This is a genomic window from Salinicoccus halodurans (assembly GCF_900114445.1).
GTDB lineage: Bacteria > Bacillota > Bacilli > Staphylococcales > Salinicoccaceae > Salinicoccus > Salinicoccus halodurans.
Genome location: NZ_FOTB01000006.1, coordinates 204,222 through 226,793 on the forward strand (window position 1 = coordinate 204,222; position 22,572 = coordinate 226,793).

Below are 22,572 nucleotides of genomic sequence, written 5' to 3' on the forward strand. Positions count from 1 at the left end.
AAATTAATCAAACTTTACTTGTTTGATGGCATCGACATATTTGATGGATGCCTTGTTTTCACTTACATGGTTTAGATCATCTTTAAATGGTCCGTCAGTTGTGTACTTACCTTTGAAAAACATATCTGTATCACTCTGCAGTACACCCGCATTGTGGAAGATTTTGTTCTCATACCATTGGTCAACGGGATTGCCCGGCCATGTAAAATTCATTTCTTTGTGAGTGTCTGTCTGTTTATCGAAATAATATACATTCCAGAGTTGCGCCCACATCTCTGCAGTCCACTTCTGGATGGGTGTATATCCTTTTATATCTTTATTTTTGTTTATATATTCATTCTCCACTTCATTAAAAAAGCGATAAAGCTTAATGCTGTCTTCATAAACTTTCCGCCAATACTCCGCAGTCGGATGACTGATGATCCATTGTGCACCTGCAATCGGCCTATGCCTGCGAATGATGCTTTCATCAATGCCAATCACTTCACACATGCGCTTTAACAGGTCTTCTCCTTTGGAATCAATGTAATCCACACCGAGATATCCTTCGCAATCACTGCCTATCCAATTATCACTGTCATAGGGTATAGCGTTGAAGTCTATCGGCTCACGCAGTATCACGTCTGAATCCAGATAGAAATACGTATCCTTTTCTCTGCTTGCATCTTCTTTCAGGTATTGCCACCACAAATAAGGTTTCACAGATGGGATATAACTTTTGTCTCTGGGACGGTCATCATATACGTGTACTTCCACATCGTATTTATCTTTTAGGTATAAAGGAATCGCATCATCCCACTTTGCAAAAAGCAGGACAATGCGATCAATACCTAAAGCTTTTAAATTAGTGATGGTCACTTCCAATTCCCATTCAAAACGCTTAATTGCCGGTTGGCAAAAGATGAACTTCATTATGCACCTGTAGTGGTTGTCGTTGTCGTGGAAGTATCAGCCGGATATGGCTTACCGAATATAGCCTGGAAGAGTTCATCCCGTTGTGCTGTTTCGCCTTTCTCATCATATCCGAAAATAACGGACTTCTCTTCGGTGAATCCAGGGACTTCACGATCCATGAATTCTGCAGTAATGGAATCAGATCCAAATTCCACAGTGTCCTGCTTACTCGTTGCAGAGCTTTCCGGTTTAAGGAATTTCCCCTTCGGCAGGCCGACCCATTCGATGGAACCATCTTCGTGTGTCTTCGCGAACACTGAAGCCACATACGGCGGATTGTCTGTGCTGCCATAGGCATAAAGACCACCTGTTGTTTTTTCGAGCCCCAGAATCGTCTGTCTATCCTGTGAAGGCAGTTTGTGGAATGCCCCTTCGACTTCAACCGGGCCATTAGATGTTGCCAGTTCAGCGACCTTGTTATCCCCGTAACCTCTGACGATTTCCTGCGATGGTGTCACTGTGATTTCCTGCAGGAACTTCACACGTTCCGGAGAGGCTTGGACAATCGTTAATTCATTCGTTTCATCCAATACACCGTAGTAGTATTCATCGACACCTGTTGTTGCTTTGTAATTCTTATTCTCTGCCATTCATAATCACTCCTATTTTTATAAATTCAATTCTTCGCGGTAGTACGCTGCTTCATAGTTCCTTGCCCGTCTGTAAATACCGATATCGGAATCATATTCCGGCTGACTGTTTGCGGTGTTCATCAGTCCCAACTGCTCTTTAAGAAGCCTATGGATGTGATAACTAAGATCACGGCAGACAGTATAAGCCACATACTCATCTGATTCCGGCACATACAGGTCCACCTGCACCAGGTAACTCAATGCAAGGTTGTCATTGTCTGCGTATTCCTCGGGCAGAGGATCATCCAGTTCGCTGATGACAATGTACGGGACGGACATGCTGGATGGCTCCGGGTACTCAAAAAACTTTATGCTTTTAACGTAGTACGTCACTTCATCGTCACTCATCAGCAGGTTGTATATTTCCATTGGAATGTCTCTCATGTCACAACAACCTTTCTATCTGCTTACGGACCTCGTTAATGTAGGTGTTCCGCGCGCTTCTTAAAGCACGCTGTATGGCCCCTTTACCGTCCGGGTTTGGATTCTTGATTGTTCCGAACTCATTCAGATGGATGATGCGGTACCGGTCTTTCGGCCCGCGCCAGTAGATCTTGACTTCACGCACACCGTTGACTGTCATCGGTTGGGATATGTGAATCTCTTTGATGGATTGGCCGGTGTCTTTAAAGGATTGAAACTGCGAAGCAATTTCCCTTTTGAACACCTGCGCGCCTTTAATCAGTGCGTTGTCCACAATGCGCCGCATGTGCTGTTTACCGAACTTATCTTCGAGTGCACCTTCCAGGTCTTTGATGCCTTTAACCGTCATTGGCATTGCCAGCACCTACGACTTTCATCATCTCTTTGTTGTCGGATGTGGGCGCAAAGTGTTGTACTTCAAAAGTCACACCAGCATATAGATCATCATCCACTTCAAAGACATCAGAGTTTTTGATTCGGTAATCTGAACGCGGCCGCCTGAATACAATCGTTAGGGTATGTTCGGCCGTTGTGCTGGCCACATACTCCAAATCCTTAGAAGAGGACTCGTACAGCTCGCACAATGCAAAGAATACTTTCGTGCGTCCTGTACCAGGAATCGGCCCTGCGTTTGCTGTTTGTCTATAAAAAGTGACGGGGACTCTGAGGTCTCCGCCACTAATTTCCGGTGGTTGATATGTCTGTTTCATAGTCAACCTCCTTCATGTTTTCCAGAGCAAACGATGTGACGTTTGACAGGAAGTTCTCATCGAAGAATTCCAATGAATCGTTATAAGCATAGCGTGTACGCTCATAGACCAATTCTGCGCCCCGGTCTGACTTATCCATATCAAATGCCTGGCATCGATACTGGATATCAGCGTAGGACTTCTCAAGCAGTGACTTGATATGCTTATCTTCGTATGAATGGAATAGTGTCAGTCTACGTTTCATTTCAGCGACATGATTTTCCGTAATCATTCAATCACCTACGCTTTGTTTTCCGATAAATTTTCCAATGCCTTTTCAAGATCATCGCGCACGATATTACCATTTTTACCTGTACCGTCTACTTCAATATCATTTTCTTCGACAAGTGATTTTAATTCATCCACAGAAAGGTCTTTAATATCAATGCCGTCGCTTGCCTCTTGGTTATCTTCTTCAACCGGTTCAAGTACCGTGCCAAGGTTCAAAAGTTTTTCATTAACTTCATCAGCACGCTTCTCTTCCATATCGACTTCATCATTTTCTTTAAGAAATTTATCCAACTCATAATCCTGATAGTCATGCTTTACTTTATACTTCTTCAATTCGACCAACTCCTTTTATTGAATTAAAAAAGAGGCGTAGTATTACGCCCCTGCTGTAGTCGTTGTTGTCGTACTTGCTGTAGTCGTCGTAGTAGTCATGCCCGCAATGTCAAGGTTGTACACTGCTACCACTTTGTTATCGTCCGGGATACCGTGTGCAAACTGTTTTGCGATATACACATTCGCATCTTCCAGTGCAAGTGTCTGATCGTACTCTTTGATTTTGGACTCACCTGTCATTACTGCGTAATAGCGCGGCCCGACAACTGCAGCCAGTTTGCCCTGTGCGATGTGCTCGGAAGCAACCACTTCGAGGTTGTACGGCAAAGAGGTCACCCATGCGCCATTCTGCGTCTGCATTGTGTACTGAGCCTGTACAAGGAACTGATCCTGAGGATTGACCAATAGGAACACTTTTCCGGCAACATTGTATGGTTTGCCGTTCTCTTTCGTAGACAGTCCTGTCATCAGTTGCGCCAGTTCGAGTGCCGTCGTTTTGGAATCGGCAAATGTCAGTGTGCCTACAGATGCTTTGTCTGTAACGGATGTCACATTGCCGTCTTCGTCAGTCGTCATGTCTTTAAGCAATCCGATTGGTTGGTTCGTTGTTGCACCGCCACCTGTCACCACACCGTATTCCAGTTGGTGTGCCATTGCTTCCACAAGTTGCTCGCGGACGTAACGCTCCACCCACTCAGGGCCGAACTCGATGAAGTCTTTCGGCACGATAGCAAATGCAGTCAGCTTGTTTTGAGCGAAAGAAATCTCTTTGAAGTTCGCCTGGATCTGTCCTTGAATCTTACCGAACAGTTCGCCCCACTTCGCAGCACCGGATGGATCACCCACGATAATACGCGTCTTAATGCCGGCCAGTGTGAAGTTAATGCGGTTAAGCAGTGGACGTTCACGTTTCAGGTCATCGAACACGCGGAGGACTGTGGATTCCGGCAGCACAACTTCTTCCTTGTACGTATCCATGTTCGCTTGGTCTTCCACCAGATTCGTAAAGAATTTACGTTCAGCAGCCGTCAGGACATTTTGCCCGCGACTCATTTTAACCTGGCTGTCAGTCGAAGTGTCTAATGCTTCACGTCTTGCTTCGACAAGCAGCTCTTCTTTCAGAGTATTGGAAAACGCGCTCATATAATTGGCGTACTTTTCTTTTACAACTTCCGGGTCTTCATTGTTCTCTACCGCCTCGAAATAGTTGTCGCGGAGATTGGATACTTTACCTTCTACATCATCTTTAAATTTAATCGTCATTTAAATCTCTCCCTTTTTTTGAATTAAAAATAGAGCCTTCTTTTCGGCTCCTGGTTTTGTGGATTATTTTGTTTCAATGCGGAAATCTCATTTGTCATTGCCGTCATTTTTTCGGTCTGTTGTTTCAACAGGTTCAATACTTTTTCGTTCGTCGCTTCTTCCGGAACGCTTGGCTCTTCTTCAGGTGTTTCAACCGTTTGTTGCGCCTGTCTGCTGGACTTCCTATCAGCAAAACCTTTCTCTACTGCTTCGTCCGCAGTGAACCACGTTTCGCCTGTGAGGAGTTCATCCAGTTCTGCTGTGTCAATGCCGGTGCGCTCGTTGTAAATATCAACCAGTGAGCCGTCAATCGTCTCCAGGGCGTTGAGTGTCTTTTTAAGTTCCGTCTTGTCGCCCCAAGCGAATGTGGATGCCTGGTGAATCATTAATGATGAGCCGGTATCCATAATCAATTCGTCGGCCGCCTGAGCTATAATCGATGCAGCACTTGCTGCCAATGCAGTAATTTCAATCGTGATATGTGAAGGATGATTCTTCAGGTAGTTGTAAATTTCTATTCCCACAAACACGTCTCCGCCCCCGGAATTTAAACGAATCAGAATGTCCTTGTCCACATCATCGAGCGCTTCAGCAATATCTTCCGCGTTGATCGTTTCTGTTTCAAATAGTCTGTCGAGCCAATCTGGTTTCGCGACCACGCCCGAAAGTGTGAGAACGTGTTTATCATCCTGCACTTCATTTTTAAATTGGTACTTCATGCCATTTTTTATAAGCTGCTGCTTCGTCATTCATTCTCACCCCCTCTCAATGCGTTATCTTTCTCATAGTTTTTGGTAAGTACATAATCATCCAGTCCTTCCACGCGTTCCAGACCGATGAAGTGCCTGCCTTCATTCGGATTAATGATTCTGGACGCAATGAGTTTATCGAGCGCATCCGCACTTTTGAATGGATTGATTTTATTCAATCCGACCACTTCAATACGGCGGCCATTCTGATAATCGGATTTATCGAAGAATTTACTGTTCAATTCATCCTCAATCTTTTTAATCAATGGATTAATGCAGAATTCCAAGTAGGCCTCCATCGCTTTCTCCAGGTCGGCCATCTCGCCGGTAATGAGCGCCGGGGGAATGCCGATCATTTTTGCCACTTCTTCAGTGAATAGCTTCTTCAGCTTCTGGATGTTATCCGCGCCATTATCGGAGCCGGACGGCGTTTTGGTCATATCATCAAATTCAAACCCGCTGACTTCCGGGACGATGGCCACACCTTTATTCGTGAAGCTGTCATAGATCTTATTGGCATATTTCTGCAGGCGTTGCATCTGTTGGACGTTCAACTGACCGCCGCCGGTCGCCACTTTAAGTACGCCGCGAATTTGGTACTTGCGAAGTTGTCCGTCCATCATGCGACCGAATAACTCACCGTAATCTCCAAAGAGTTTATTGACGTAGCTTTGTAACTCTTCGTTGTTGTAATTGAGGTACATCACATCGCTCATCAAAAAACTGCGGGTATACTTATAGCCTTTGACTTCCACGCGTTTGAACACGTCATCTTTCAGCGCAAACTCCACTCTTTCAAAATCATCTGCAATTACTAAATCCTCGGTGTCCGTTTGAATAATCAGGACTTCGTTGTCATAGACCAGTTTGTAGATGACCTTGTGCCAGAAATCACTGGCGCTTGAATCGGTATTCGGTTTTACATTCAACTTATAAGAAAGGGTATTCTTAATCCGCTGGTCACCTTCCATCACCCAAAAATGGGATTGGCTGAATGTCCTGGAAATAAAGTTGATGTTGGTCTGCAATGCGATCGATTTGAGATAAGCACGTGTTGAGGGGTCTGTTTGTAAATCAAGATCCAGCGCATCCCTTATTTCCAGATTTCTTTTAAATACATCAGCGAAGATTCCCACTGTTTCACCACCTTTCTAAAAGTCGATTAGTTCTAGCATGTCGAATGATTTATCCAGGTCTTGTCCAACAACCTCATCACTCCTGTAAAGGGCATGCAAAAAGGCGTGAAACCCATCGGTTTTACGCCTTACAGGATCTTTCTTTATAAATTCTTTATTGCCATCTTTTTTAATCTTCACAGCGGTATTATTCGTATACCAGCGCATGAGCGGATTATCATCCCAGATAACTTGATGGTTCCTGAATATTGTTTCCACGCGTGGAGAGAGTTGTGCATGGATGGAAGGCATATACTTCAATAGTTCCATTTCATAACCCGCGTCTTCGAATGCAGGCCGGGTAATGTCATATCTGAAGTTATCCACCATCACCTTGTGGACGGTCAGATTTAATCTCTCGCATTCTTGCTTAACCCAATCGACCATTAATTTAGGATCAATCGTCGGTGCCTCCACAATTGTGAGATAACCTTTCTTCTCCCACTCTCCGATGGGCGGACCCAATGAATGTGTATCCAGGAATTCCTTCCTGGCGAATGAGTGACTGTGCCATACATAATTATTGTCTATGCGGAAAAGAAATCCGACTGCGGCAAAGTCAATTGCATTTGCATAGTCCACACCCACAATCGCTGTACGGTTATTCAGCAGCGGCATGGGGCGGCTGGTTTGCATGATATCTTCCCAACTCGCCACGATCTTTTCCATGTCCTCTTCCGGCAGGTTCATACGTTTCGTCATAAATTCAGTACGGGAGGTACTGTCATAATTTAGTTCCAAAAATTCCTCTTTCACTTCTTCATAAAGAATTTCAGCGTATTCACTCATTGGCTGGGAGAACATCGGATTGGCTTTCTCCCACATAGTTTCATCGGAGACTTCTTTGACATCATCCAACTTGCAAATAAAAACGAACATCTTGGAATCAGGATGTTCGCCGTCTAAAATATTATTTGCTTTATTTTTCATGCTATCGAGATAGCCTTCTCTGACATAACCATCCGTACCAATGTAAAACTTCCGAGAATCTTTTTTCTTCCCCATACCGGACTTATAAACGTTGACTAATGAAGCATTCTCATACGCATGAATTTCATCGAAGATAACGAATCCCTGACGGCCCCCATCTTTTGTTTTTGGATTTGCCGTGTGGAATTTAAACTTTGAATTGGTGGCGTTGGATGTAATCTCCAGTTTCGTTTTGTAAAATGCTCTTTGTAATAAAGACTTCTTATTGATCGCATCGTATATTTCTTCAAAGCTTGTCTTTGCCTGTTCTTCACTGTTCGCCACTACAGATCCGTTATAATTTTCAATGCCATGAAGTTCTGAAATTAGATAATGACTGATGACGGAGATTAAGCCGTTCTTACCGCCACCACGTCCCATCATAATCAGAAACTCTTTATAGTAAGCTCTTTGATTGTGCGAGTGGTACAAAAAAATAAAACTGATGATAAACTTTTGAAATGGCTCCAGGGGGAAGTACCACTTTTCAGCAAAGTTGATACAGCCGGCGATATGTTTTTCATCAAAGTATAATCCGCCGGATTCGACTTTCTTGAAAATGGTATCTTCCAGTTGTTTTATGAGTTTGATTCTTTCGATATTAAGGACAATATTATTCTTTTTATAGCTATCAATGTAATCAGTAACAAAAGAAGGAATACCATTTTTATTAAGAATAGATTTTTCAGCACTCATGATATTAGTTCATCAGAGTCATACTCTTTGCTTGCTGCTTCCATTCTTAATTTTTCCTGGTATTCCTTCATATATCGATCAATGTCTTTTTTTAAGTTCAGCATTTGAGCATTGATGTTTTTCATATCATTGATAAGCGGATGGGCTTTCACATAGTTTTGCTCTCCGTTCTGTATTTCTACAGTCGGTCCGTCATCATATATTTGTTTCTGCATCCGCCGGAACATCCGCATTAAATCGATATAACGATCAACCACTTCAATTGCACTGTGATCATCATTATCAATTTTTGATATCAGATATCTTTCGACTTTTGCCATCGCAATCGCCATGCTACTCACCCCTTTCTTTTGTCAATACCCCCCACCCCTTTTTTCGTGAGCCCCCTTACATGAGGGATTTTTTTGAAAATCTGCGGAGTTGATTCCCCACCCCGTTCCCAAGCGGTTTTATAAACGCAAAACTTTTAGGCCGGGGGACTTCACCACATTTCGTCGAACCATTTCTTTCGCTTCGATTGGTTTGGATGGAATCTGTTTTCTTTTTTGTTATGGCATTTGATACATAACGTTTGTAGGTTATCCATATCGAATGCAAGATGTGGATGTCGTTCCAATGATTTAATATGGTCGATATCCAATCGTTTGTGCTTATCGGGTTTATGATAGTCAGTGAATACTTTGCCATTCCGTTTGCATTCCTGACACTCATGGTTATCCCTTTCAAGTACCAGCTTGCGTGTCACCTGCCATGCATTAGACTTATAAAGTTTCTTTCGTTCTTCGAAGTCCATTCGCTTTCACCTCAACAAGGTAAGTCAATGTATGACGATCAAGATACAGCTACTCTTATCAACATAGCTGATCACTTCCTCTCAAGCTTTGGCATAGTGTCTTACTGCATTGAGTAATCATATGCTTCACCTCATAACAAAAGGACTCACCACCTAAGTGATAAGCCCTCGTAATTGTTTACAACCACAGTATAACCCGATTGATATTAAAAAGAATAATCCCTGTCAGACCTTCCATTCCCTCTAATGTTTCCATTTCTTCCTATCCTTCTTTTCTGTCTCGGGTTGAGCATTGAATAGGATGATGACGATCTGGTCAATCCGCTTATACAGATTGCCATTGCTCATGTTCAACAGCACCTTAATCCTCTGCTTACTCTCCCCCTGCTTGAGCAGCTGAAGGATGTGATAGTTCTTATCACTGTGGATATGCGACTCATGTATATCAATGAAGGACACCTCATTGATTAGTTTCTCCAGCTTCTGTCGCTCCTTCTCATTGCGCATTACAATGGATGCGACCTTGTCTCCTGTCTCTCCCTGCGCCTTCGGCATGGCAGACTCGATGCCATACTGTGCAGTGGATGTACTATCCATCTCATACACTTGCGACTGTATCAGTCTCTTCTTCCAATGATAATCATTTATGATTTGCCTTATGTCATTTATCAAGTACAAGGTGCGACCATCCTTTCGTGATATGCTTTATGAATCATTTAGAGCGCATATGAGAGACGATACCTTTCATTGGCATGATTGCTCATGTAGATAGTCTTTCGCCTCTCTGCGCTTACATATGGATTATCTGGCGTATGGTCTACCCTTCCTCGTGCTCCAGGTCTATCTCTGTTTGCTTATCTTCTTTATCCTTCTCCACATATCCCCGAGCCGGATCATACTCTTGATCTTCGAATACATCGTCATTGATATCATCCTGGTTATATAGTTCGTTCTGAAGATGTTTCAGGCGTTCATGCTGTTCGGCTTCGAACTCGACATCGTACTTACTGCGGACCCATTTGTCTTTGATCTGTGTTGCCATGATCGTCGCATCCAGTGTCACGCCTCTATCCGTCCATTCGATAACGAATTGTGTTTGACTGTTCGACACCATGAATTTTTTAATCTCCACTTTGATGGAATCAATCCCAAACGTTTTGAATATCAGCTCGCTCGCATGGTTAATGTTTCTCATTTTGTTTTTATCGATAATTGCAGTCATATTTATTTACCCCTCTTCATTTTATTTGCAGCCCGTTTATTCGCCGCCCTAATCTTTACGAGTTCGTCATACTCTATGAAGCCGTACTTATCGCCATATTTAATCGACTTGCTGATCCAGATGATATGTTTATCCTTATGCATATACTCAGTAATCTTGCGCTTCATCTTTGCATCCGGTGTCGCCATGCCTTTGATGTCAATCCACACTTCATAGTCATCGTGATACTTCACTCGGAAATCCAGTTTGTAATACATCTTCTGTCGCTTCTTGCCGTAATACTCAAACGCTGGATGGATATTGAGCACTGGCTGTAACTCTATCTCTTTGATGTAGCCTGCCTTTTGTTTCTGCAGCAGATGTTCGTAGTATTCAGCTTCGACCTTTGAATCGAACTTGATGCCGTCGACTGTTATTTTTTGTGCACTGTACTTATTTTTGACCGCCATTATAGATCACTCTCTTTTACAAAAACTCCACTGACCATTTTTCCTTTGCGCCCTTTAATCTCGTCATAAGCCGTCTGCAGACACTCATATAAATCCATGTCATTCTGTTGCGCCAGGATGATTAGAGTGACCACAACATCTCCTATGCCGTCTCTCAGCATGTTCTGGTCGCCTCTTGCTAATGCTGCAGCGACCTCTCCGACTTCCTCGCTTACTTTCAAATACTGCTTACTCGAATCTGCTTCATGCAACTTCTTATTCTCAGACCATTCTTCTACCAATTTGATTAGTTCATCCATTTATTTTCCTCCTCTAATTTAGCTTCCAGCCTTCTTGTGCCGAATAATGCAACAAAAGAAATCATGAGCGCGGTATACTCAATACTATTTGTCGAAAATGCAATTACCGATCCGATAAAAGCCACGGCTTCAAGCACGAGATATATTGATGCTTTCATTCACTCGTCCTCCCTAATTCCTTTTCATCGTCTTCTCAATGAATTCCATCGTTGAGAGCATCGCTTTAGTTTCATTCATACCGTGCTTTAAACACGTCTCCAGCATGTTTTTAGATACAGGCTCATTATTGATTACAACGTTCATCGTCCGCACTGCCTGGTCTTTCAGCTCCAGCTGCTCGAAATACTCAACATCCTCTTCATTCATCTCTTCTTTATTCATCAGCATTCCCTCCTACATTTTTAAGTGGTGGATATTTGAATTCCTTTTGAATCACGACTCCATCGGCATAAGCTGTTATTATCTCCGGATACGTCGGGCCTGGTTCTTTCTCTTTCTTGACTGAACAGTTATCGCACATCCACTCCGGGAAGAGATGTGGTGCTCCTGTAAGAAACATTCTGTCGCAATTCGATTGAGCACAGAACACAGGTTTTAATGCATTGATCGGAAATGTCGCTTTAATAAGTGATGGTCGGTCTGGTGCTTTCACTGGTTTCCTATCAGTTCCACGCCTTAAATTCCTTGTCGCCCTATTATGACTTTCGGCAGCTTCTTCAGCAGTTACCCCCATGTACCGAAGCGGATTCACGGTATATTCTCCGACATCTTCATAAACATCATTTAAAGACTCTCTGCGCGTTTCTTTCTCTTCGGGGTATAAATGTTCGTCCAGGCGTTCAATCTCTGATGACAGCCTTTCTATTTGATTCCTGCGGTATAGTTCTTCTCGCTTACTCCAAATCGTTTGTTCTAACATCTCGATTTCGTCCGGTTCTTTTTTGAATATCAATGGTGCGATATGTTTCTTGAAAATGCCGGTTGAAAATAAGAGCACTGTACCCCAGACGAAGCCACCGAGCATTCCAGCTAGGATTTCAGTCATTCGCGCCACCTCTACTTTCCATATTTTTTAGCCTGTTCTTCCGTCGGCTTAGGATGTGACATGGTGCTATTATTAATCCGGCTTTTAATTCGCATCGTTTGTATTTCAGAAGCAGTCAGGACAACGGCAGCAACGATGATTGCAATCAATGCGATGAATACAAGTGTAATGAGCGCGGTCATTGATTAGCCCTCCAGTCTTCCAGTTTATTTTCTTTGTTGTGGTATGCCGGCTCCTTAAAGTCCAGGAGCGGCATACCCTCTTTCCTGCGATAGTTATTTGCAACACGATACATGGCGGATATCGTGAATTCTTTTGAGAACGCCCAGAACTTATCTTGATCATCCGTCATTTCTAATTTGCCGGAATCGACCAGATAATAAATAATGTCTTTGTATATCGCGAACGTTCGAACAGCAGCGGCATCATCACCCTGGAACTTCCTAGCTGATTCTATATGTCCGTTAAAACTGTTGAGTAACTCCAGGATGTTCATCACCGTCCCTCCTAATATATTTTTTGGATATGCTTATAGAATTTAAGGTTTGCCGTGCCGCGGTCACCGTCTTTATTTTTAGCAACAATCAACTCTAATGGACTTGGCGCGCCGGGTTGTGCATTTTCCTCATCGTGATAGTAGTCATCCCGGTACAGCATCATAATCATGTTCGCATCTTGTTCCAATTGGCCGGATTCTCTTAAATCGGACATCATCGGGCGTTTGTCCTGGCGCATTTCGACACCGCGGTTGAGTTGGGCCAGCGCGATAATCGTCACGTTCGGGAACTCCTGTGTAATGATTTTGAGTTCTCTGGACACCTGTGACACCTCTTCATACTTGCTTTTGAGTTTTTCATCCGGTTCCATCAGCTGCAGATAGTCGATGATGATAAAGCCGGTTTTGTCTTCCGGTATATTATTGGCCATTTTACGGATCATATTCGGTGTGACGACTGCTTCCTCTACGATCTTCATATCCTTGTTGTAGAAAATATCAATCGCGCCCATCACCTTATCTACTTCTTCGTTGCTCATCAGCTTCACCGGCTCTTTAAATTTGTACAGACCGACGTGTGAGATTGAAGAAAGTAACCGCTGGGTCATGTTTTTCACCGTGGATTCGATTGAACAAAATATGACTTCTGAACCGCTGTCTGCCAGGTTCTTTCCGAGTTCCAGTGCAAAGGCTGTCTTCCCCATGCTTGGACGTGCTGCCACGACGTTCAGCTGCTGCATTTCAAAGCCGCCAATGATATCATCCAGTTCCTTGAATCCAGTCTTCATGATGGCGCGTTTCTCTTCAGAGGTAAGGTCGCCCATAATTTCTCTTAGAATTTCAAACTTCTGATCACTGTCACCGAAGTCGAGTTTATTCAACGCTTCAATGCGCTTGCTTAATTTAAGTTGACTTTCAGTAGTTGGGTCTTGCTGGTACTCATTCACTGCTTTGGCCACTTCACGTTCTACGAATTTAAGCAGGACAAACTTCTGATCAGTCAGATGTTCTGCAGAGGAACCGGAAGCGACACCATAGTTGATGATCGTTTGAATGAATTCGACATCCCCATATTTCTGTTTATCACGGATGGATTCGGTCACGAGTTTTTCTTTGTTGAAGTCCGGGTCGCTCATTATCTTTTTGGCAATCGCTTGATGGCGCTGATCATAGAACCATGAAGGATCCAATTTAAGCTGATTTTTTAATTCCGGGTATTGCAGTGTGCGGGAAAGGACTTGTGTTTCATGGTGTGCCAGTTCATCAAGTATCGGTTCGCTCGTAAACATCTTTCCTCATCCTTTCCTCCATTGCTGCCAACTTCTTTAGTTTCTCTTCACGTTCCGCACGCTTCTTCGGGTCCGCCATTTCTGCAGCGACGCGCTCGCGGTCTTCTTTGATGGTCATATCCACTTGCTGATGCGGTTTATGTTCTTTGACCAGGACATCGGCCAGTGCTGGTGGGTAAGGATTACCCTCCGAATACTCCATCAGTTTGCGCTTAGTCTTTTTGTAGTCACCCTTCATCAGTTTCATCAGCCAAGTTTCATTGAATTTATCAAAATTGTTTCTGTTGAAGTTTGGATAAAGGATATATATTTCGTGCAGTATCTCTTTTGCTTCGTTCGCACTCATTCTCCGTACCTCCTCTGTAATTCTTCATCGGATAGGTTCCATACGTCAGCAAGGGGATCTTTGCCCGCTTTAGATGTCGCTCTCTTTTTTTCAGCGGCGTTTATTTCTTCAAGAGTATATGTGCCTGCCTTATCCCAATTCTTGAAAATACCGTTGATATACCAGTTTTCTTTTTTGTCATTCTCCTTACCAATTTCATACGCTTTAAGAATTGCTTCTTTTGTGAATCCTTTATCTAGTTTTTCTTCAAACGACTCGACAACTGACGGTCCTGTAATGGTTGTATAATGTTTTTCGTAATAATCAACCAAATCTCTGATATCTGTCTCTCTCTGTGGCTTTAGTTTTTCTTTTTCTTTCTCTTTAGTTTCCTTTTTCTTTAGTTTAGTTTGTTCCATAGACTCACCAAGGGGCTTATAAGGGGCTTGCAAGGGGCTTATAAGACGTATCTTTTTATCATCATCTTCAATGACAGCCGCTTGTTTGAGGTATTCTTTTATAAAATCCTCATGTTTCACTTCTTTGAGGGCAGCTGCGATATGTTTCAATACATTCGGACTTGAATTCCAGTTGTGCTTCACCCAATTGATGAGCATGATTTCTTTGGTAGTATCGTTGTATTGAATCTTTCCGTATTCGATAAATCGATTGAGTAATTTATCAACGGTCTCACGGTTGTAACCTGTTTCTAATTCGACCACTCTTTTTGGTAATTCATATATGCCGATCTGTGAGGTTTTCGAATTCGTCATCAGATACAGATAAAAATATTTCTCTTCCGGAGACAGATCCAGTACAAACGAATCTTGCCAAAATGAGACGTGCACGAATCTGTGTTTGCTCATGTCTTATTCACCACTTCCCAAACATTCCGTAAAATTGATATAGATACCAGGGCGATGGTTTGACTGCGGTAACCACTTCCACCCTGTCCGCTATCTGCTTCGGCCCCTGTTTGCCAATCGGTCGTGTCATCGCATCTTCGACTGACATCCCTTGATATAATCTTTGCCTGAACACTCGCTTACTGATGCCGCTCTCTGCCGCAATGGCCAGGTGTTCATCTGTGTAATCCCATTTACGATTCGTGCGAGCCATCTGAATCACCGCTTTCGTATTTTTTAATGTATTTAGCAGTTTCTGTTCCGACAGTCTGATAACCTAAAACGTAACCCACATTTTTATCTTTCATGTCTTTCCTTATTTCGTAGAAACTCTTTTGTATTTCATCAAACGCCTGCGCTTTGGCATACGTTTCATCGAGTTCATTTTGCATATCCCACAATTCATCAGTATTGTTTTTTCGCAAGAATGATTCTGTAAAGGCACTTTTAATTTCGTCTTTGAATTTATATTCCATCCTGCTCACTCCCTATTACTTTTTATAATTTTTATAAATCACCGCTGCATTTTTGGCACAATCCATAATCTTTAATCGGTCCTTGAATATTCATATAAACACGGTTCACTTCCCCGCACTTTTTGCACTTTACCTTAACTACTTCACTCATTCCGACACCTCTATTCTTGGCCTGCTGTCCCAATTCTGGTCAGTCCGCATATTCGGACGGCGCACATAATCCGCTCTGTAATACTCCATTTCTCTGCTCGTGAGATTCAGTGCATCAGTGAGGTCACGTTTCTCCCCTTGCAGCTGCGTAATCTCGTCTCTCAACTCTCTTATTTTCTTCGCCTGCGCTTCTATCCGTGCATCCTTTTCTTCCAGTGTCTGCATATTCAATCCTCCACTCTCAAAATGTAGTCTTCATCGGTTTCGGAAATCTTCACGTCTTTCGTGATATGGTTTCGTGTCACTGTCCTGCCGATTGCAAGGATGAAGCTGCGTTCATAGGAGTGCTTTGAGTACATGCGTGTCACGAAGCCGTACAACTTCATATGGCGCTCAACGATCATCAATTCACCGTCTAGTAGGTTTGGTGTGGTTTTCATTTAGCTAACCTTCTTTCTCGTCTCCACGAAATTCATAAAAATTTAAGTAACCTTCACACGTTTTAGAATTTGGAGTCATTTTGAAATCTTCGTCTTCATCAAAGTGTGCATCTAAATTTTCGCTAACACATTGTTTCGACAATTCGTCAGTATATGGATGTCTTGGACTCCACATATTCCAATAACAATCTGTTACATTACATCTCATCCCGTCTCCCTCTCTTCATAATTATTATCTTTCAGCCATTGCTCATAATCCGTATAAGTCATTGTCATACGCTTTTGATTCATTACCATGTGGTACATGTGCTGCGTAATACTGACCGTTTCTGCGCCTGGTATCATCGTTGCAAAGCGTTCGCCGTCTTTGTAAAGGTGTTTGCGATGTAAGAGGCCGGTGAATAAAGTCATTTAACTCACGTCCTCTTCATCGTCCAACGGCACCAGGGAGCTGTATGTGCTTCGTTTCTTCGATGATGGATATTTGTACCACTTGATCGTTTCGACTTTCACACCGACCGTCCGTGCAATTTCTGCGATGGTTCCTGTTGCGAGTATTTCTTCACCACGGTAGAAGGCATATTCTTTTTCCATCATTTAACCTCCCGCTATCTTGACCGGAACCCCAGTCACTTTTTGAATTTCGTCTTTAAATCTATTTCTCAATCCGTTGTCTTTAGAAATGTGTATCAGATGGATCTCTTTCAGCTGCGATAAATCACTCGCCTGCAGATAATTGATGGCGTTCTCCAGGTTGAGGTGCGACTTCATAATCCGATTGGCAAGCGCCTTGTGCAGCGCGCCACTCTCGACACGTTCCATCATGTAGTCATAATCGTGATTGACCTCCAGGAGCATGTGTGTGATGCCCTTGAACCTGTAACGGATGTAGTACGTATCAGTGGCAAACAATAGCTTGCTGCCGTTATCGCTCTGTATGAGGAAGCCACAAGGTTCTGCGACATCGTGCTGGGTTTCAAAAGGAAGTATGCGTAATGATCCAATGCGTACCACTTTTTTATATTCAATCGTTTTAAGTCTATGGTGTTGTAATCCGAGCGCCTGGCTCGTCCCGGCTGTTGTGTAGCATGTAAGTCCGTGCTTCAAATAATCTTCAGTGTATTTCGCATGGTCCAGATGGTTGTGAGTTATAAAGCAAGCTGATACTTTTCGAGTTTTGAAATCTAATGCTTTCTGCACCTTGTCAAACTTGATGCCAGCTTCCAGGAGAATTTGAGTGTGACCATCGGAAACGAAATATCCGTTTCCTGATGATCCACTGCCTATAGTTTTAATTTGCACGACAACTCCTCCTAAAATGGATTATCATCTTTATCGTCTTCTTTCACTTCTCCTGTTTCTTCGTCATAATCGACTGGCTTCTGCATCGGTTCCGGCTCCTGGTCAGCTTCTTTGAACTCTCCATCTACAACGTCATCCGGGAAGTCGAGATCTTCAGTTGCATGGTTTTCGGAAACCTGTGTATCAAATACTTCTTTACGCTGACGATCATCTGAATTCATTACCTGCTGCTTCAAGAGACTGGAATCATCACTGCTGTTGAGCAGCTTCTTACATGCACGATTGATGACTGTCTTCTTAGACATCTCCTGCGGGTACTTACGATGTGTGCCGTCTGCTTTAAATTCTCCGTTATACACCATCTGCGACTGCTTCCAGGCTGTTTCAATTTCATCTGTGGTCATGATTTCTGTATAGTTCTTGCTCTCATCCTCGAAGACGATAGTGGCATATGCACCGATGATGTTCTTTGTATCTCTATTGCCGAACTTTGTTTTGTGTTTGAGGTTCGTGATCTTACCGTTGATTGTTTCGTACTCAACGTCATCGCCCTCGAATATTACTTCTGCGTTGATTTCCTTAGCGCCTGTGACACGCTTCGTGACTGACATTGTGCCGAGATATGAGCGTTGGAACTGCACCTTGTCGCCGTACATGATGAAATATCCTTGACTCTTTTGAGGGTTCAAGCCTTGCACCACCATGTCCATGAGCGCGTTAGCAACACTGTTTGGATTAGCGAATTCTAATGCCGGCTTGTAACCGTCTTTCTTCGAGCCTTTGAGATCTTGCAGGATAAGCATTGCCGACTTCATTGCGTTTTCTGGTGCATAGTTGGCAGGGAAGTTAAGGTTGCCCTGTCCTTCAAGTTCTTTCACTCTAGCAAGGACGTTATCGCCCATCTTTTGGTTTTTTACGAGCACTTCATTTTTAGTCATTATTCATTCTCCTTTAGATTTTTAATTTTGTATCCAATTGCATGAGGGACGTTCCCACTGAATTTCTTAAAGGTGTTGTTGTCGAAAACGATAGTGTAGCCTTCTTCATCGTAATTATGATGAATTTCCTTCACACCTTGCCGACCGATATAATAGTCTTCTTCCACTTCGGGCAAGTAAACCTCGAATGATGTTATTACCAACGCCTTTGCCATCCTCTACACTTCCTCTTCTTTTTCATAATTGATAATGTCAGTTATCTCGCAATTAAAGTGGTTTGATAATTTGGTTAGAGTTTCAAATCGAATCCCACTGGCATATCCATTTACAAGATTAGAGATGGTTGTTCTGGATAGCCCAGTAGCTTCGTGAACTTCTTTGATATTAGTTCTTCGATTGTGTATGAGTTCCCCTAATTTGCTTTCAATCATATTTTCAAAATCCGGTTCAACAGGATATATATGATTGATGTCGAACAACATTTCCTTGCCTATTCTGTGCACGAATACTCTACAAGCATCATCTCGAACAGTTTTTATTGTTGCTTTCATCATTCCAGGGACATAATCAATCATCACTTCCTGACCCTCTTCAAATTGCATCTCTACACTCCCAATCTCAATGTTTTGTCTTTCTCTGATACGATCAATTCAATTTGCTGTGAGTCTGTTTCTTTCAGCTGCGTGACTGCTTCAGCGTTGTCGATGAAGCAAGGAGCTTCGACACCGAAGTGCTGACTAAGTGTTGACAGGATATCCAGGCCGGTATTGATACGAGCAGCGTTATTCAACCCACCATCGTAAGTGACTCCATCAACCATGATTTCGCACGTCTCTTTAATGTCACCGTTCACTTGCTGATGGAACAATTTGAATCGTGCCAGGTCGAACATGCCATTGACCTTTTCAGTAATCAGATTGACTTTGGTTTTCGTGAATTCATCGATGATGTATTTCTGATGTTTCAAGTCCTCGATCAGATCCAGCAGTTCATCCTCTTCCTGGTGGTATTCCTGGATGGATGCTTTGATATGTTCCGTTGATTTATGAGCCGCCAGAACCTCTCTTTGTTCATCCAACGCTGATTGCTTTTCTCTAATTTCTGATTCGATTGTCTGGACTGATTCTGAAACGCTTGCCTGTTCATTCGTCAGCTTGTTCTCCAGTCCTTCGATTTCTTTTTGTAAGGATTTGTACTCGTCAGTGTCTTCGGCGCTTACAAGGTCTCCGGAGACCTTTTCAAGCTGCTTTGATACCTTGCTGATTTCTTTTTTGGTATTGGTCAGACTGTTATCAATATCGTTGAGTTTGGCTTTATTCGCTTCAATCGAAGCCACAATATCTTTGCCGGCTTTAACTTGTCTCTGCAGATCCGCATCCAACTGTTCCAATCTACGAGACTTCTTCTGATTGAATTCCGCTTCTGCATGCTGCTTGGCTTCTTCTACCGCATGCTCTTGTAAAGGCTGACCACAACTTGGACAAGTGTCCGTAACGTCCGCGTTAAACTTTTCAATTTCAGCAGTGTCACGCTCCTTTTTGATTTCGTGATATTCATTCAGTGCATTCTCTCGAGACTTTTTAAGATTCTCGATTTCGTTATCCACTCGCTTATATTGAGATTCAAAAATATCGATATCGCTTTCGAGTGAGGAGAGGTTACGTTGCAGCCCGTTCTTTTTATCGAGTGTGTCACCCTCGACTGTGCGCTTGATGTTGTCCATCTCGAACTGCTTATCGGAGATCAGACGTTTAATATCTGTGACTGCTCCACCGTTTCTCGCTTGACTGCGTTTGTCTTCCAGGTTCGTGATCTCTTTTTGCAGTAACTCAATCTGCTGATTGACCGAATCGATATTGAGGTCTGCAGATGACTCCTGCAGTTGCTCATTGAGCGTATTGATCTTCACTGGAATATGTTCCAGGTCCTCTTTTGCTTTCTTTAACTTCTCGCTGATGACTTTCTTGTGGTCCTCAATCGTGCGGTTATTAATAATGTCGAGCAGCGGTTTCAGTTCTTTAGAGGATTCGATGACCTGTTCGTCCGTAATGTCTCCAGTGATTTCGAACAGCATCTTGCGCTTGTCCTCCCAATGAAGCTGCGGGAAGGCATCGGGATTGGTGACGAGCTTAAACACTTCTTCGTCAATGATCTTGTTGATTTCAGCCTTATACTTGGTAATCGGGAATGGCACATCATCGATGTACTGTTTTGTAGTGCGAGAATTCTTGTAGTGTTTTTTCGTGGAGCCTTCGACCTTTTCATAGTTGGGATGGGATTCTCTTTGGAGTTTGAGTTCAGTGCCGTTCATATCAAAGATGGCAGACACTTTCGGCACCTTTTCGTGAATGTGGTTGTTCGCTTCGTCTTTGGGTACGATGTCCACCTTCTGCCATTCCAGACCTTTGTCAAACAGCAGCCAGTAGAGTGCGAGTGCGGTGGTCGTCTTGCCTGTCGCATTGTCGCCGTAGATCTTGGCATCCTTACCTTCAAACTCGAATGTCTGATGCTTGATGCCTGCGAAGTCGACGATGTCGAGTGCTTGTAATCGTAATTTCATTTATTAGCCCTCCATGTTATAATTCCGGTATAATATTATTTGCTTATCGGCACACTTTGCAGAGTGTGTCTTTTTTATTGTTTATTTGCTTCAATCAAAATGATTTCGTTAGTGACAGTGTTCTTAAGAATGTAATCGCCATTCTGTATTACTTTGAATTCGCCAAGAGATCCAAAAAAGATAAGTTCTCCACCACCGTCTTGCTTAATTTTCCCGCCAGAAAACTCAATGATGTTACTTACTGAACACCCCCATCGCATCTTGTAACCTACAAACGGTGTATCAATTCCAAGTTTTGCTTTGTTCATCCTTTTCACCTCCCTTCTAATTCATACGCTGGTATGCTCACTGATTTAGTATTCGAGTAGAATATTGCATTGCCGGTTTTAAAGTAAGTGACGAGTTCACCGTTCTGGAATAATTCGACTGACTTAATCTTTCCGCGTTTGTCCTGATTGACCTTGTGCAGTTCAAAATGTTCCTTCGTGCCAGTATCAGCGTTGACCGCTTCAATTTCTTTGAGCATCCAATTCCTCCTCCAACTTGTCATAAGCTTCCTCGCTGCGTTCCAGACGTTCGTTGATGACACGTAAATCTGCTTCTGTTTCAAAGATTTGAATATCCTTTTCTTTACTCTCCAGCACCATTGATTTGAATAAGCTGTACGGGATTTTGATGTATTCCATTTAATCCACCTCTTTCTCGATGCGGTGTTCCAGGTCGATATGAATATCGAAGTCTTCGCTGCCTTTGAATGTTACGTACTTTGTTGTCCGGCTTTCGCTGTCATACGCTCTGTTTGTATCGTGATATAGCGTGTGATCGACTGAAGCCCGGTTAATGATTACGTCCTCTTCTCTCAGTGTTTCGATGATGTGTTCCAGTTGAGTTATTAGTTCCTTCTTATTCATTAGAAATCTATCCTTCCTAATGCGATTTTTCTGTTTATCCTCTCTAGGTGTTTTTGTCGTTCGATTGCATCTGCAATGTCTTTAGTGTTGAGTAGCGTTGATAAACCACCTGGTCCTCGCTCCCATTTCAATCCAGAAATTCCATGTTCGGATATACGAATGCCAGGCCGTTTCTTATTCAACTTCTTTGCGATGAGTCCAGTTGCAACAATGACCGATGTTCCGATGATTAGTTTTTTCATTCCATTTCCTCCTTCTCATTTAATTCCTCTAACGAGTTCCACATTCCGCCGGCCACTTTGGTGTATTCTCTTTCTTCTTCCGGTTTCTTAACGAGTTCTTTATACTCCCACCATTCACTGCCGTCATATTCATGGCGTTCCAGCCAAAATCCGTCACCTACTAACATCAAATCTTCTGCAATTCGAGCGGAACCAAAGCCGTCATCGTAATCAACATCTAAAATAGATAGATCTTCGTCGTGAGGAATGGTGAAGCGTTTGTTTCCAATCCACTTTATGTCCGAAATATTTTTGTTGTTTTCTTTCAATACTTCAATAGTTTCTTCTTTTAAATTCATCTCTCCATCCTCCAATTTTCATATTTCGCTGATACAATCATGCCGGTCGGGACCAAGATAAACAGTGTGACCAGGAAGCCGATGACTAATATTTTTCCGGGTAATATGCCGAGCGCCGTGAGTGTGAGTACAATGCCGAGTACCGTACCGAATATGATTGCAATTTGGTTTTCTCCCAT

43 protein-coding genes are annotated in these 22,572 nt (G+C 42.9%); all 43 read right to left on the reverse strand.

Features of this window, described 5'->3' with window-relative positions:
* Nucleotides 1-3: 3 nt before the first annotated feature.
* Entirely contained in the window at nucleotides 4-912 is a 909-nt protein-coding gene (locus BM271_RS13250; RefSeq protein WP_046790544.1) for a hypothetical protein, read from the reverse strand.
* Nucleotides 912-1,544, reverse strand: a complete 633-nt coding sequence (locus tag BM271_RS13255) for a major tail protein (protein ID WP_046790545.1) — start codon at nucleotides 1,542-1,544, stop codon at nucleotides 912-914. Before BM271_RS13255 ends, BM271_RS13250 begins: the two co-directional genes overlap by 1 nt.
* An 18-nt stretch (nucleotides 1,545-1,562) precedes the next feature.
* Nucleotides 1,563-1,970, reverse strand: a complete 408-nt coding sequence (locus tag BM271_RS13260; protein WP_046790546.1) for a hypothetical protein — start codon at nucleotides 1,968-1,970, stop codon at nucleotides 1,563-1,565.
* A 1-nt stretch (nucleotide 1,971) separates the two neighbouring features.
* On the reverse strand, nucleotides 1,972-2,358 hold the full coding sequence (locus tag BM271_RS13265; RefSeq protein WP_234960606.1) for an HK97-gp10 family putative phage morphogenesis protein: 387 nt from the start codon (nucleotides 2,356-2,358) through the stop codon (nucleotides 1,972-1,974).
* Nucleotides 2,348-2,719: a hypothetical protein gene (locus tag BM271_RS13270; RefSeq protein WP_052749874.1), complete on the reverse strand. Its 372-nt coding sequence runs from the start codon at nucleotides 2,717-2,719 to the stop codon at nucleotides 2,348-2,350. Before BM271_RS13270 ends, BM271_RS13265 begins: the two co-directional genes overlap by 11 nt.
* Nucleotides 2,688-2,990, reverse strand: coding sequence for a hypothetical protein (locus tag BM271_RS13275; protein WP_046790549.1), 303 nt, complete (start codon nucleotides 2,988-2,990; stop codon nucleotides 2,688-2,690). The genes BM271_RS13270 and BM271_RS13275 overlap by 32 nt, the downstream gene beginning before the upstream one ends.
* 8 nt (nucleotides 2,991-2,998) lie before the next feature.
* Complete coding sequence (locus tag BM271_RS13280; RefSeq protein ID WP_046790550.1) at nucleotides 2,999-3,322, reverse strand: hypothetical protein; 324 nt, start codon at nucleotides 3,320-3,322, stop codon at nucleotides 2,999-3,001.
* Nucleotides 3,323-3,364: 42 nt separating this feature from the next.
* Nucleotides 3,365-4,585: a phage major capsid protein gene (locus BM271_RS13285; protein ID WP_046790551.1), complete on the reverse strand. Its 1,221-nt coding sequence runs from the start codon at nucleotides 4,583-4,585 to the stop codon at nucleotides 3,365-3,367.
* A 23-nt stretch (nucleotides 4,586-4,608) separates the two neighbouring features.
* A complete protein-coding gene (locus tag BM271_RS13290; protein ID WP_046790552.1) occupies nucleotides 4,609-5,373 on the reverse strand; it encodes a head maturation protease, ClpP-related in 765 nt (254 codons plus the stop codon).
* On the reverse strand, nucleotides 5,370-6,509 hold the full coding sequence (locus tag BM271_RS13295) for a phage portal protein (protein ID WP_046790553.1): 1,140 nt from the start codon (nucleotides 6,507-6,509) through the stop codon (nucleotides 5,370-5,372). Before BM271_RS13295 ends, BM271_RS13290 begins: the two co-directional genes overlap by 4 nt.
* 15 nt (nucleotides 6,510-6,524) lie before the next feature.
* Nucleotides 6,525-8,213: a terminase TerL endonuclease subunit gene (locus tag BM271_RS13300; protein WP_046790554.1), complete on the reverse strand. Its 1,689-nt coding sequence runs from the start codon at nucleotides 8,211-8,213 to the stop codon at nucleotides 6,525-6,527.
* A complete protein-coding gene (locus tag BM271_RS13305; protein WP_052749875.1) occupies nucleotides 8,210-8,545 on the reverse strand; it encodes a P27 family phage terminase small subunit in 336 nt (111 codons plus the stop codon). Before BM271_RS13305 ends, BM271_RS13300 begins: the two co-directional genes overlap by 4 nt.
* A 149-nt stretch (nucleotides 8,546-8,694) precedes the next feature.
* Nucleotides 8,695-9,006, reverse strand: a complete 312-nt coding sequence (locus BM271_RS13310; protein WP_046790555.1) for an HNH endonuclease — start codon at nucleotides 9,004-9,006, stop codon at nucleotides 8,695-8,697.
* A 243-nt stretch (nucleotides 9,007-9,249) separates the two neighbouring features.
* Nucleotides 9,250-9,603 (reverse strand): hypothetical protein, encoded by a 354-nt coding sequence (locus BM271_RS13315; protein WP_234960608.1) that lies wholly within the window; start codon nucleotides 9,601-9,603, stop codon nucleotides 9,250-9,252.
* Nucleotides 9,604-9,823: 220 nt separating this feature from the next.
* Nucleotides 9,824-10,228 carry a hypothetical protein gene (locus BM271_RS13320; protein WP_046790557.1) on the reverse strand — a complete coding sequence of 135 codons (405 nt, stop codon included), beginning with the start codon at nucleotides 10,226-10,228 and terminating at the stop codon, nucleotides 9,824-9,826.
* 2 nt (nucleotides 10,229-10,230) lie between these two features.
* Nucleotides 10,231-10,677, reverse strand: a complete 447-nt coding sequence (locus BM271_RS13325) for a DUF1064 domain-containing protein (RefSeq protein WP_046790558.1) — start codon at nucleotides 10,675-10,677, stop codon at nucleotides 10,231-10,233.
* Entirely contained in the window at nucleotides 10,677-10,976 is a 300-nt protein-coding gene (locus BM271_RS13330) for a MazG-like family protein (RefSeq protein ID WP_046790559.1), read from the reverse strand. The genes BM271_RS13325 and BM271_RS13330 overlap by 1 nt, the downstream gene beginning before the upstream one ends.
* Nucleotides 10,964-11,134, reverse strand: a complete 171-nt coding sequence (locus BM271_RS14340) for a hypothetical protein (RefSeq protein ID WP_158462232.1) — start codon at nucleotides 11,132-11,134, stop codon at nucleotides 10,964-10,966. Before BM271_RS14340 ends, BM271_RS13330 begins: the two co-directional genes overlap by 13 nt.
* 13 nt (nucleotides 11,135-11,147) lie before the next feature.
* Nucleotides 11,148-11,357: a hypothetical protein gene (locus tag BM271_RS13335; RefSeq protein ID WP_046790560.1), complete on the reverse strand. Its 210-nt coding sequence runs from the start codon at nucleotides 11,355-11,357 to the stop codon at nucleotides 11,148-11,150.
* On the reverse strand, nucleotides 11,350-12,021 hold the full coding sequence (locus tag BM271_RS13340) for a hypothetical protein (protein ID WP_046790561.1): 672 nt from the start codon (nucleotides 12,019-12,021) through the stop codon (nucleotides 11,350-11,352). The genes BM271_RS13335 and BM271_RS13340 overlap by 8 nt, the downstream gene beginning before the upstream one ends.
* 11 nt (nucleotides 12,022-12,032) lie before the next feature.
* Nucleotides 12,033-12,203 (reverse strand): hypothetical protein, encoded by a 171-nt coding sequence (locus BM271_RS14345; RefSeq protein ID WP_158462233.1) that lies wholly within the window; start codon nucleotides 12,201-12,203, stop codon nucleotides 12,033-12,035.
* Nucleotides 12,200-12,517 carry a hypothetical protein gene (locus tag BM271_RS13345; protein WP_046790562.1) on the reverse strand — a complete coding sequence of 106 codons (318 nt, stop codon included), beginning with the start codon at nucleotides 12,515-12,517 and terminating at the stop codon, nucleotides 12,200-12,202. Before BM271_RS13345 ends, BM271_RS14345 begins: the two co-directional genes overlap by 4 nt.
* Nucleotides 12,518-12,528: 11 nt before the next feature.
* On the reverse strand, nucleotides 12,529-13,806 hold the full coding sequence (locus BM271_RS13350) for a DnaB-like helicase C-terminal domain-containing protein (protein WP_046790563.1): 1,278 nt from the start codon (nucleotides 13,804-13,806) through the stop codon (nucleotides 12,529-12,531).
* Nucleotides 13,781-14,152: a hypothetical protein gene (locus tag BM271_RS13355; RefSeq protein WP_046790564.1), complete on the reverse strand. Its 372-nt coding sequence runs from the start codon at nucleotides 14,150-14,152 to the stop codon at nucleotides 13,781-13,783. The genes BM271_RS13350 and BM271_RS13355 overlap by 26 nt, the downstream gene beginning before the upstream one ends.
* The gene (locus BM271_RS13360) at nucleotides 14,149-14,997 is read right to left on the reverse strand and encodes a DnaD domain-containing protein (RefSeq protein ID WP_052749876.1); all 849 of its coding nucleotides are present in this window, start codon (nucleotides 14,995-14,997) and stop codon (nucleotides 14,149-14,151) included. The genes BM271_RS13355 and BM271_RS13360 overlap by 4 nt, the downstream gene beginning before the upstream one ends.
* A gap of 7 nt (nucleotides 14,998-15,004) precedes the next feature.
* On the reverse strand, nucleotides 15,005-15,250 hold the full coding sequence (locus tag BM271_RS13365; protein ID WP_046790565.1) for a hypothetical protein: 246 nt from the start codon (nucleotides 15,248-15,250) through the stop codon (nucleotides 15,005-15,007).
* Nucleotides 15,231-15,512 (reverse strand): hypothetical protein, encoded by a 282-nt coding sequence (locus BM271_RS13370; protein ID WP_046790566.1) that lies wholly within the window; start codon nucleotides 15,510-15,512, stop codon nucleotides 15,231-15,233. Before BM271_RS13370 ends, BM271_RS13365 begins: the two co-directional genes overlap by 20 nt.
* A 147-nt stretch (nucleotides 15,513-15,659) precedes the next feature.
* Nucleotides 15,660-15,887 (reverse strand): hypothetical protein, encoded by a 228-nt coding sequence (locus BM271_RS13375; RefSeq protein WP_046790567.1) that lies wholly within the window; start codon nucleotides 15,885-15,887, stop codon nucleotides 15,660-15,662.
* Between the two features lie 2 nt (nucleotides 15,888-15,889).
* Complete coding sequence (locus BM271_RS14220) at nucleotides 15,890-16,102, reverse strand: hypothetical protein (RefSeq protein WP_046790568.1); 213 nt, start codon at nucleotides 16,100-16,102, stop codon at nucleotides 15,890-15,892.
* Nucleotides 16,103-16,306: 204 nt separating this feature from the next.
* Nucleotides 16,307-16,513 (reverse strand): hypothetical protein, encoded by a 207-nt coding sequence (locus BM271_RS13385; protein WP_046790570.1) that lies wholly within the window; start codon nucleotides 16,511-16,513, stop codon nucleotides 16,307-16,309.
* Nucleotides 16,514-16,696: a hypothetical protein gene (locus BM271_RS13390; protein WP_200795356.1), complete on the reverse strand. Its 183-nt coding sequence runs from the start codon at nucleotides 16,694-16,696 to the stop codon at nucleotides 16,514-16,516. It lies immediately after the preceding gene.
* Nucleotides 16,697-16,699: 3 nt separating this feature from the next.
* A complete protein-coding gene (locus BM271_RS13395) occupies nucleotides 16,700-17,404 on the reverse strand; it encodes an MBL fold metallo-hydrolase (protein WP_234960611.1) in 705 nt (234 codons plus the stop codon).
* 11 nt (nucleotides 17,405-17,415) lie between these two features.
* On the reverse strand, nucleotides 17,416-18,342 hold the full coding sequence (locus BM271_RS13400) for a recombinase RecT (RefSeq protein ID WP_046790572.1): 927 nt from the start codon (nucleotides 18,340-18,342) through the stop codon (nucleotides 17,416-17,418).
* Nucleotides 18,342-18,557, reverse strand: coding sequence for a hypothetical protein (locus BM271_RS13405; protein WP_046790573.1), 216 nt, complete (start codon nucleotides 18,555-18,557; stop codon nucleotides 18,342-18,344). Before BM271_RS13405 ends, BM271_RS13400 begins: the two co-directional genes overlap by 1 nt.
* A gap of 3 nt (nucleotides 18,558-18,560) precedes the next feature.
* Complete coding sequence (locus tag BM271_RS14540) at nucleotides 18,561-18,944, reverse strand: helix-turn-helix domain-containing protein (protein ID WP_052749877.1); 384 nt, start codon at nucleotides 18,942-18,944, stop codon at nucleotides 18,561-18,563.
* Nucleotides 18,945-18,946: 2 nt separating this feature from the next.
* Nucleotides 18,947-20,902, reverse strand: coding sequence for an AAA family ATPase (locus tag BM271_RS13415; RefSeq protein WP_052749878.1), 1,956 nt, complete (start codon nucleotides 20,900-20,902; stop codon nucleotides 18,947-18,949).
* 74 nt (nucleotides 20,903-20,976) lie between these two features.
* Entirely contained in the window at nucleotides 20,977-21,210 is a 234-nt protein-coding gene (locus BM271_RS13420; RefSeq protein ID WP_046790574.1) for a hypothetical protein, read from the reverse strand.
* A 5-nt stretch (nucleotides 21,211-21,215) separates the two neighbouring features.
* Nucleotides 21,216-21,428, reverse strand: a complete 213-nt coding sequence (locus BM271_RS13425; protein ID WP_046790575.1) for a hypothetical protein — start codon at nucleotides 21,426-21,428, stop codon at nucleotides 21,216-21,218.
* The gene (locus BM271_RS14350) at nucleotides 21,412-21,588 is read right to left on the reverse strand and encodes a hypothetical protein (protein WP_158462234.1); all 177 of its coding nucleotides are present in this window, start codon (nucleotides 21,586-21,588) and stop codon (nucleotides 21,412-21,414) included. The genes BM271_RS13425 and BM271_RS14350 overlap by 17 nt, the downstream gene beginning before the upstream one ends.
* On the reverse strand, nucleotides 21,589-21,813 hold the full coding sequence (locus tag BM271_RS13430; RefSeq protein WP_046790576.1) for a hypothetical protein: 225 nt from the start codon (nucleotides 21,811-21,813) through the stop codon (nucleotides 21,589-21,591). It lies immediately after the preceding gene.
* Complete coding sequence (locus BM271_RS13435) at nucleotides 21,813-22,055, reverse strand: hypothetical protein (RefSeq protein ID WP_046790577.1); 243 nt, start codon at nucleotides 22,053-22,055, stop codon at nucleotides 21,813-21,815. Before BM271_RS13435 ends, BM271_RS13430 begins: the two co-directional genes overlap by 1 nt.
* Nucleotides 22,052-22,393 carry a hypothetical protein gene (locus BM271_RS13440; RefSeq protein WP_046790578.1) on the reverse strand — a complete coding sequence of 114 codons (342 nt, stop codon included), beginning with the start codon at nucleotides 22,391-22,393 and terminating at the stop codon, nucleotides 22,052-22,054. Before BM271_RS13440 ends, BM271_RS13435 begins: the two co-directional genes overlap by 4 nt.
* Nucleotides 22,390-22,572, reverse strand: coding sequence for a hypothetical protein (locus BM271_RS13445; RefSeq protein ID WP_046790579.1), 183 nt, complete (start codon nucleotides 22,570-22,572; stop codon nucleotides 22,390-22,392). Before BM271_RS13445 ends, BM271_RS13440 begins: the two co-directional genes overlap by 4 nt.

Coding starts and splice junctions, on each gene's coding strand:
- BM271_RS13250 (WP_046790544.1), bottom strand. CDS start 912: ATGAAGTTCATCTTTTGCCAACCGGCAATTAAGCGTTTTGAATGGGAA.
- BM271_RS13255 (WP_046790545.1), bottom strand. CDS start 1,544: ATGGCAGAGAATAAGAATTACAAAGCAACAACAGGTGTCGATGAATAC.
- BM271_RS13260 (WP_046790546.1), bottom strand. CDS start 1,970: ATGAGAGACATTCCAATGGAAATATACAACCTGCTGATGAGTGACGAT.
- BM271_RS13265 (WP_234960606.1), bottom strand. CDS start 2,358: ATGACGGTTAAAGGCATCAAAGACCTGGAAGGTGCACTCGAAGATAAG.
- BM271_RS13270 (WP_052749874.1), bottom strand. CDS start 2,719: ATGAAACAGACATATCAACCACCGGAAATTAGTGGCGGAGACCTCAGA.
- BM271_RS13275 (WP_046790549.1), bottom strand. CDS start 2,990: ATGATTACGGAAAATCATGTCGCTGAAATGAAACGTAGACTGACACTA.
- BM271_RS13285 (WP_046790551.1), bottom strand. CDS start 4,585: ATGACGATTAAATTTAAAGATGATGTAGAAGGTAAAGTATCCAATCTC.
- BM271_RS13290 (WP_046790552.1), bottom strand. CDS start 5,373: ATGACGAAGCAGCAGCTTATAAAAAATGGCATGAAGTACCAATTTAAA.
- BM271_RS13300 (WP_046790554.1), bottom strand. CDS start 8,213: ATGAGTGCTGAAAAATCTATTCTTAATAAAAATGGTATTCCTTCTTTT.
- BM271_RS13305 (WP_052749875.1), bottom strand. CDS start 8,545: ATGGCGATTGCGATGGCAAAAGTCGAAAGATATCTGATATCAAAAATT.
- BM271_RS13310 (WP_046790555.1), bottom strand. CDS start 9,006: ATGGACTTCGAAGAACGAAAGAAACTTTATAAGTCTAATGCATGGCAG.
- BM271_RS13315 (WP_234960608.1), bottom strand. CDS start 9,603: ATGGATAGTACATCCACTGCACAGTATGGCATCGAGTCTGCCATGCCG.
- BM271_RS13320 (WP_046790557.1), bottom strand. CDS start 10,228: ATGACTGCAATTATCGATAAAAACAAAATGAGAAACATTAACCATGCG.
- BM271_RS13325 (WP_046790558.1), bottom strand. CDS start 10,677: ATGGCGGTCAAAAATAAGTACAGTGCACAAAAAATAACAGTCGACGGC.
- BM271_RS13330 (WP_046790559.1), bottom strand. CDS start 10,976: ATGGATGAACTAATCAAATTGGTAGAAGAATGGTCTGAGAATAAGAAG.
- BM271_RS14340 (WP_158462232.1), bottom strand. CDS start 11,134: ATGAAAGCATCAATATATCTCGTGCTTGAAGCCGTGGCTTTTATCGGA.
- BM271_RS13335 (WP_046790560.1), bottom strand. CDS start 11,357: ATGAATAAAGAAGAGATGAATGAAGAGGATGTTGAGTATTTCGAGCAG.
- BM271_RS13340 (WP_046790561.1), bottom strand. CDS start 12,021: ATGACTGAAATCCTAGCTGGAATGCTCGGTGGCTTCGTCTGGGGTACA.
- BM271_RS14345 (WP_158462233.1), bottom strand. CDS start 12,203: ATGACCGCGCTCATTACACTTGTATTCATCGCATTGATTGCAATCATC.
- BM271_RS13345 (WP_046790562.1), bottom strand. CDS start 12,517: ATGAACATCCTGGAGTTACTCAACAGTTTTAACGGACATATAGAATCA.
- BM271_RS13350 (WP_046790563.1), bottom strand. CDS start 13,806: ATGTTTACGAGCGAACCGATACTTGATGAACTGGCACACCATGAAACA.
- BM271_RS13355 (WP_046790564.1), bottom strand. CDS start 14,152: ATGAGTGCGAACGAAGCAAAAGAGATACTGCACGAAATATATATCCTT.
- BM271_RS13360 (WP_052749876.1), bottom strand. CDS start 14,997: ATGAGCAAACACAGATTCGTGCACGTCTCATTTTGGCAAGATTCGTTT.
- BM271_RS13365 (WP_046790565.1), bottom strand. CDS start 15,250: ATGGCTCGCACGAATCGTAAATGGGATTACACAGATGAACACCTGGCC.
- BM271_RS13370 (WP_046790566.1), bottom strand. CDS start 15,512: ATGGAATATAAATTCAAAGACGAAATTAAAAGTGCCTTTACAGAATCA.
- BM271_RS13375 (WP_046790567.1), bottom strand. CDS start 15,887: ATGCAGACACTGGAAGAAAAGGATGCACGGATAGAAGCGCAGGCGAAG.
- BM271_RS14220 (WP_046790568.1), bottom strand. CDS start 16,102: ATGAAAACCACACCAAACCTACTAGACGGTGAATTGATGATCGTTGAG.
- BM271_RS13385 (WP_046790570.1), bottom strand. CDS start 16,513: ATGACTTTATTCACCGGCCTCTTACATCGCAAACACCTTTACAAAGAC.
- BM271_RS13390 (WP_200795356.1), bottom strand. CDS start 16,696: ATGGAAAAAGAATATGCCTTCTACCGTGGTGAAGAAATACTCGCAACA.
- BM271_RS13400 (WP_046790572.1), bottom strand. CDS start 18,342: ATGACTAAAAATGAAGTGCTCGTAAAAAACCAAAAGATGGGCGATAAC.
- BM271_RS13405 (WP_046790573.1), bottom strand. CDS start 18,557: ATGGCAAAGGCGTTGGTAATAACATCATTCGAGGTTTACTTGCCCGAA.
- BM271_RS14540 (WP_052749877.1), bottom strand. CDS start 18,944: ATGCAATTTGAAGAGGGTCAGGAAGTGATGATTGATTATGTCCCTGGA.
- BM271_RS13415 (WP_052749878.1), bottom strand. CDS start 20,902: ATGAAATTACGATTACAAGCACTCGACATCGTCGACTTCGCAGGCATC.
- BM271_RS13420 (WP_046790574.1), bottom strand. CDS start 21,210: ATGAACAAAGCAAAACTTGGAATTGATACACCGTTTGTAGGTTACAAG.
- BM271_RS13425 (WP_046790575.1), bottom strand. CDS start 21,428: ATGCTCAAAGAAATTGAAGCGGTCAACGCTGATACTGGCACGAAGGAA.
- BM271_RS14350 (WP_158462234.1), bottom strand. CDS start 21,588: ATGGAATACATCAAAATCCCGTACAGCTTATTCAAATCAATGGTGCTG.
- BM271_RS13430 (WP_046790576.1), bottom strand. CDS start 21,813: ATGAATAAGAAGGAACTAATAACTCAACTGGAACACATCATCGAAACA.
- BM271_RS13435 (WP_046790577.1), bottom strand. CDS start 22,055: ATGAAAAAACTAATCATCGGAACATCGGTCATTGTTGCAACTGGACTC.
- BM271_RS13440 (WP_046790578.1), bottom strand. CDS start 22,393: ATGAATTTAAAAGAAGAAACTATTGAAGTATTGAAAGAAAACAACAAA.
- BM271_RS13445 (WP_046790579.1), bottom strand. CDS start 22,572: ATGGGAGAAAACCAAATTGCAATCATATTCGGTACGGTACTCGGCATT.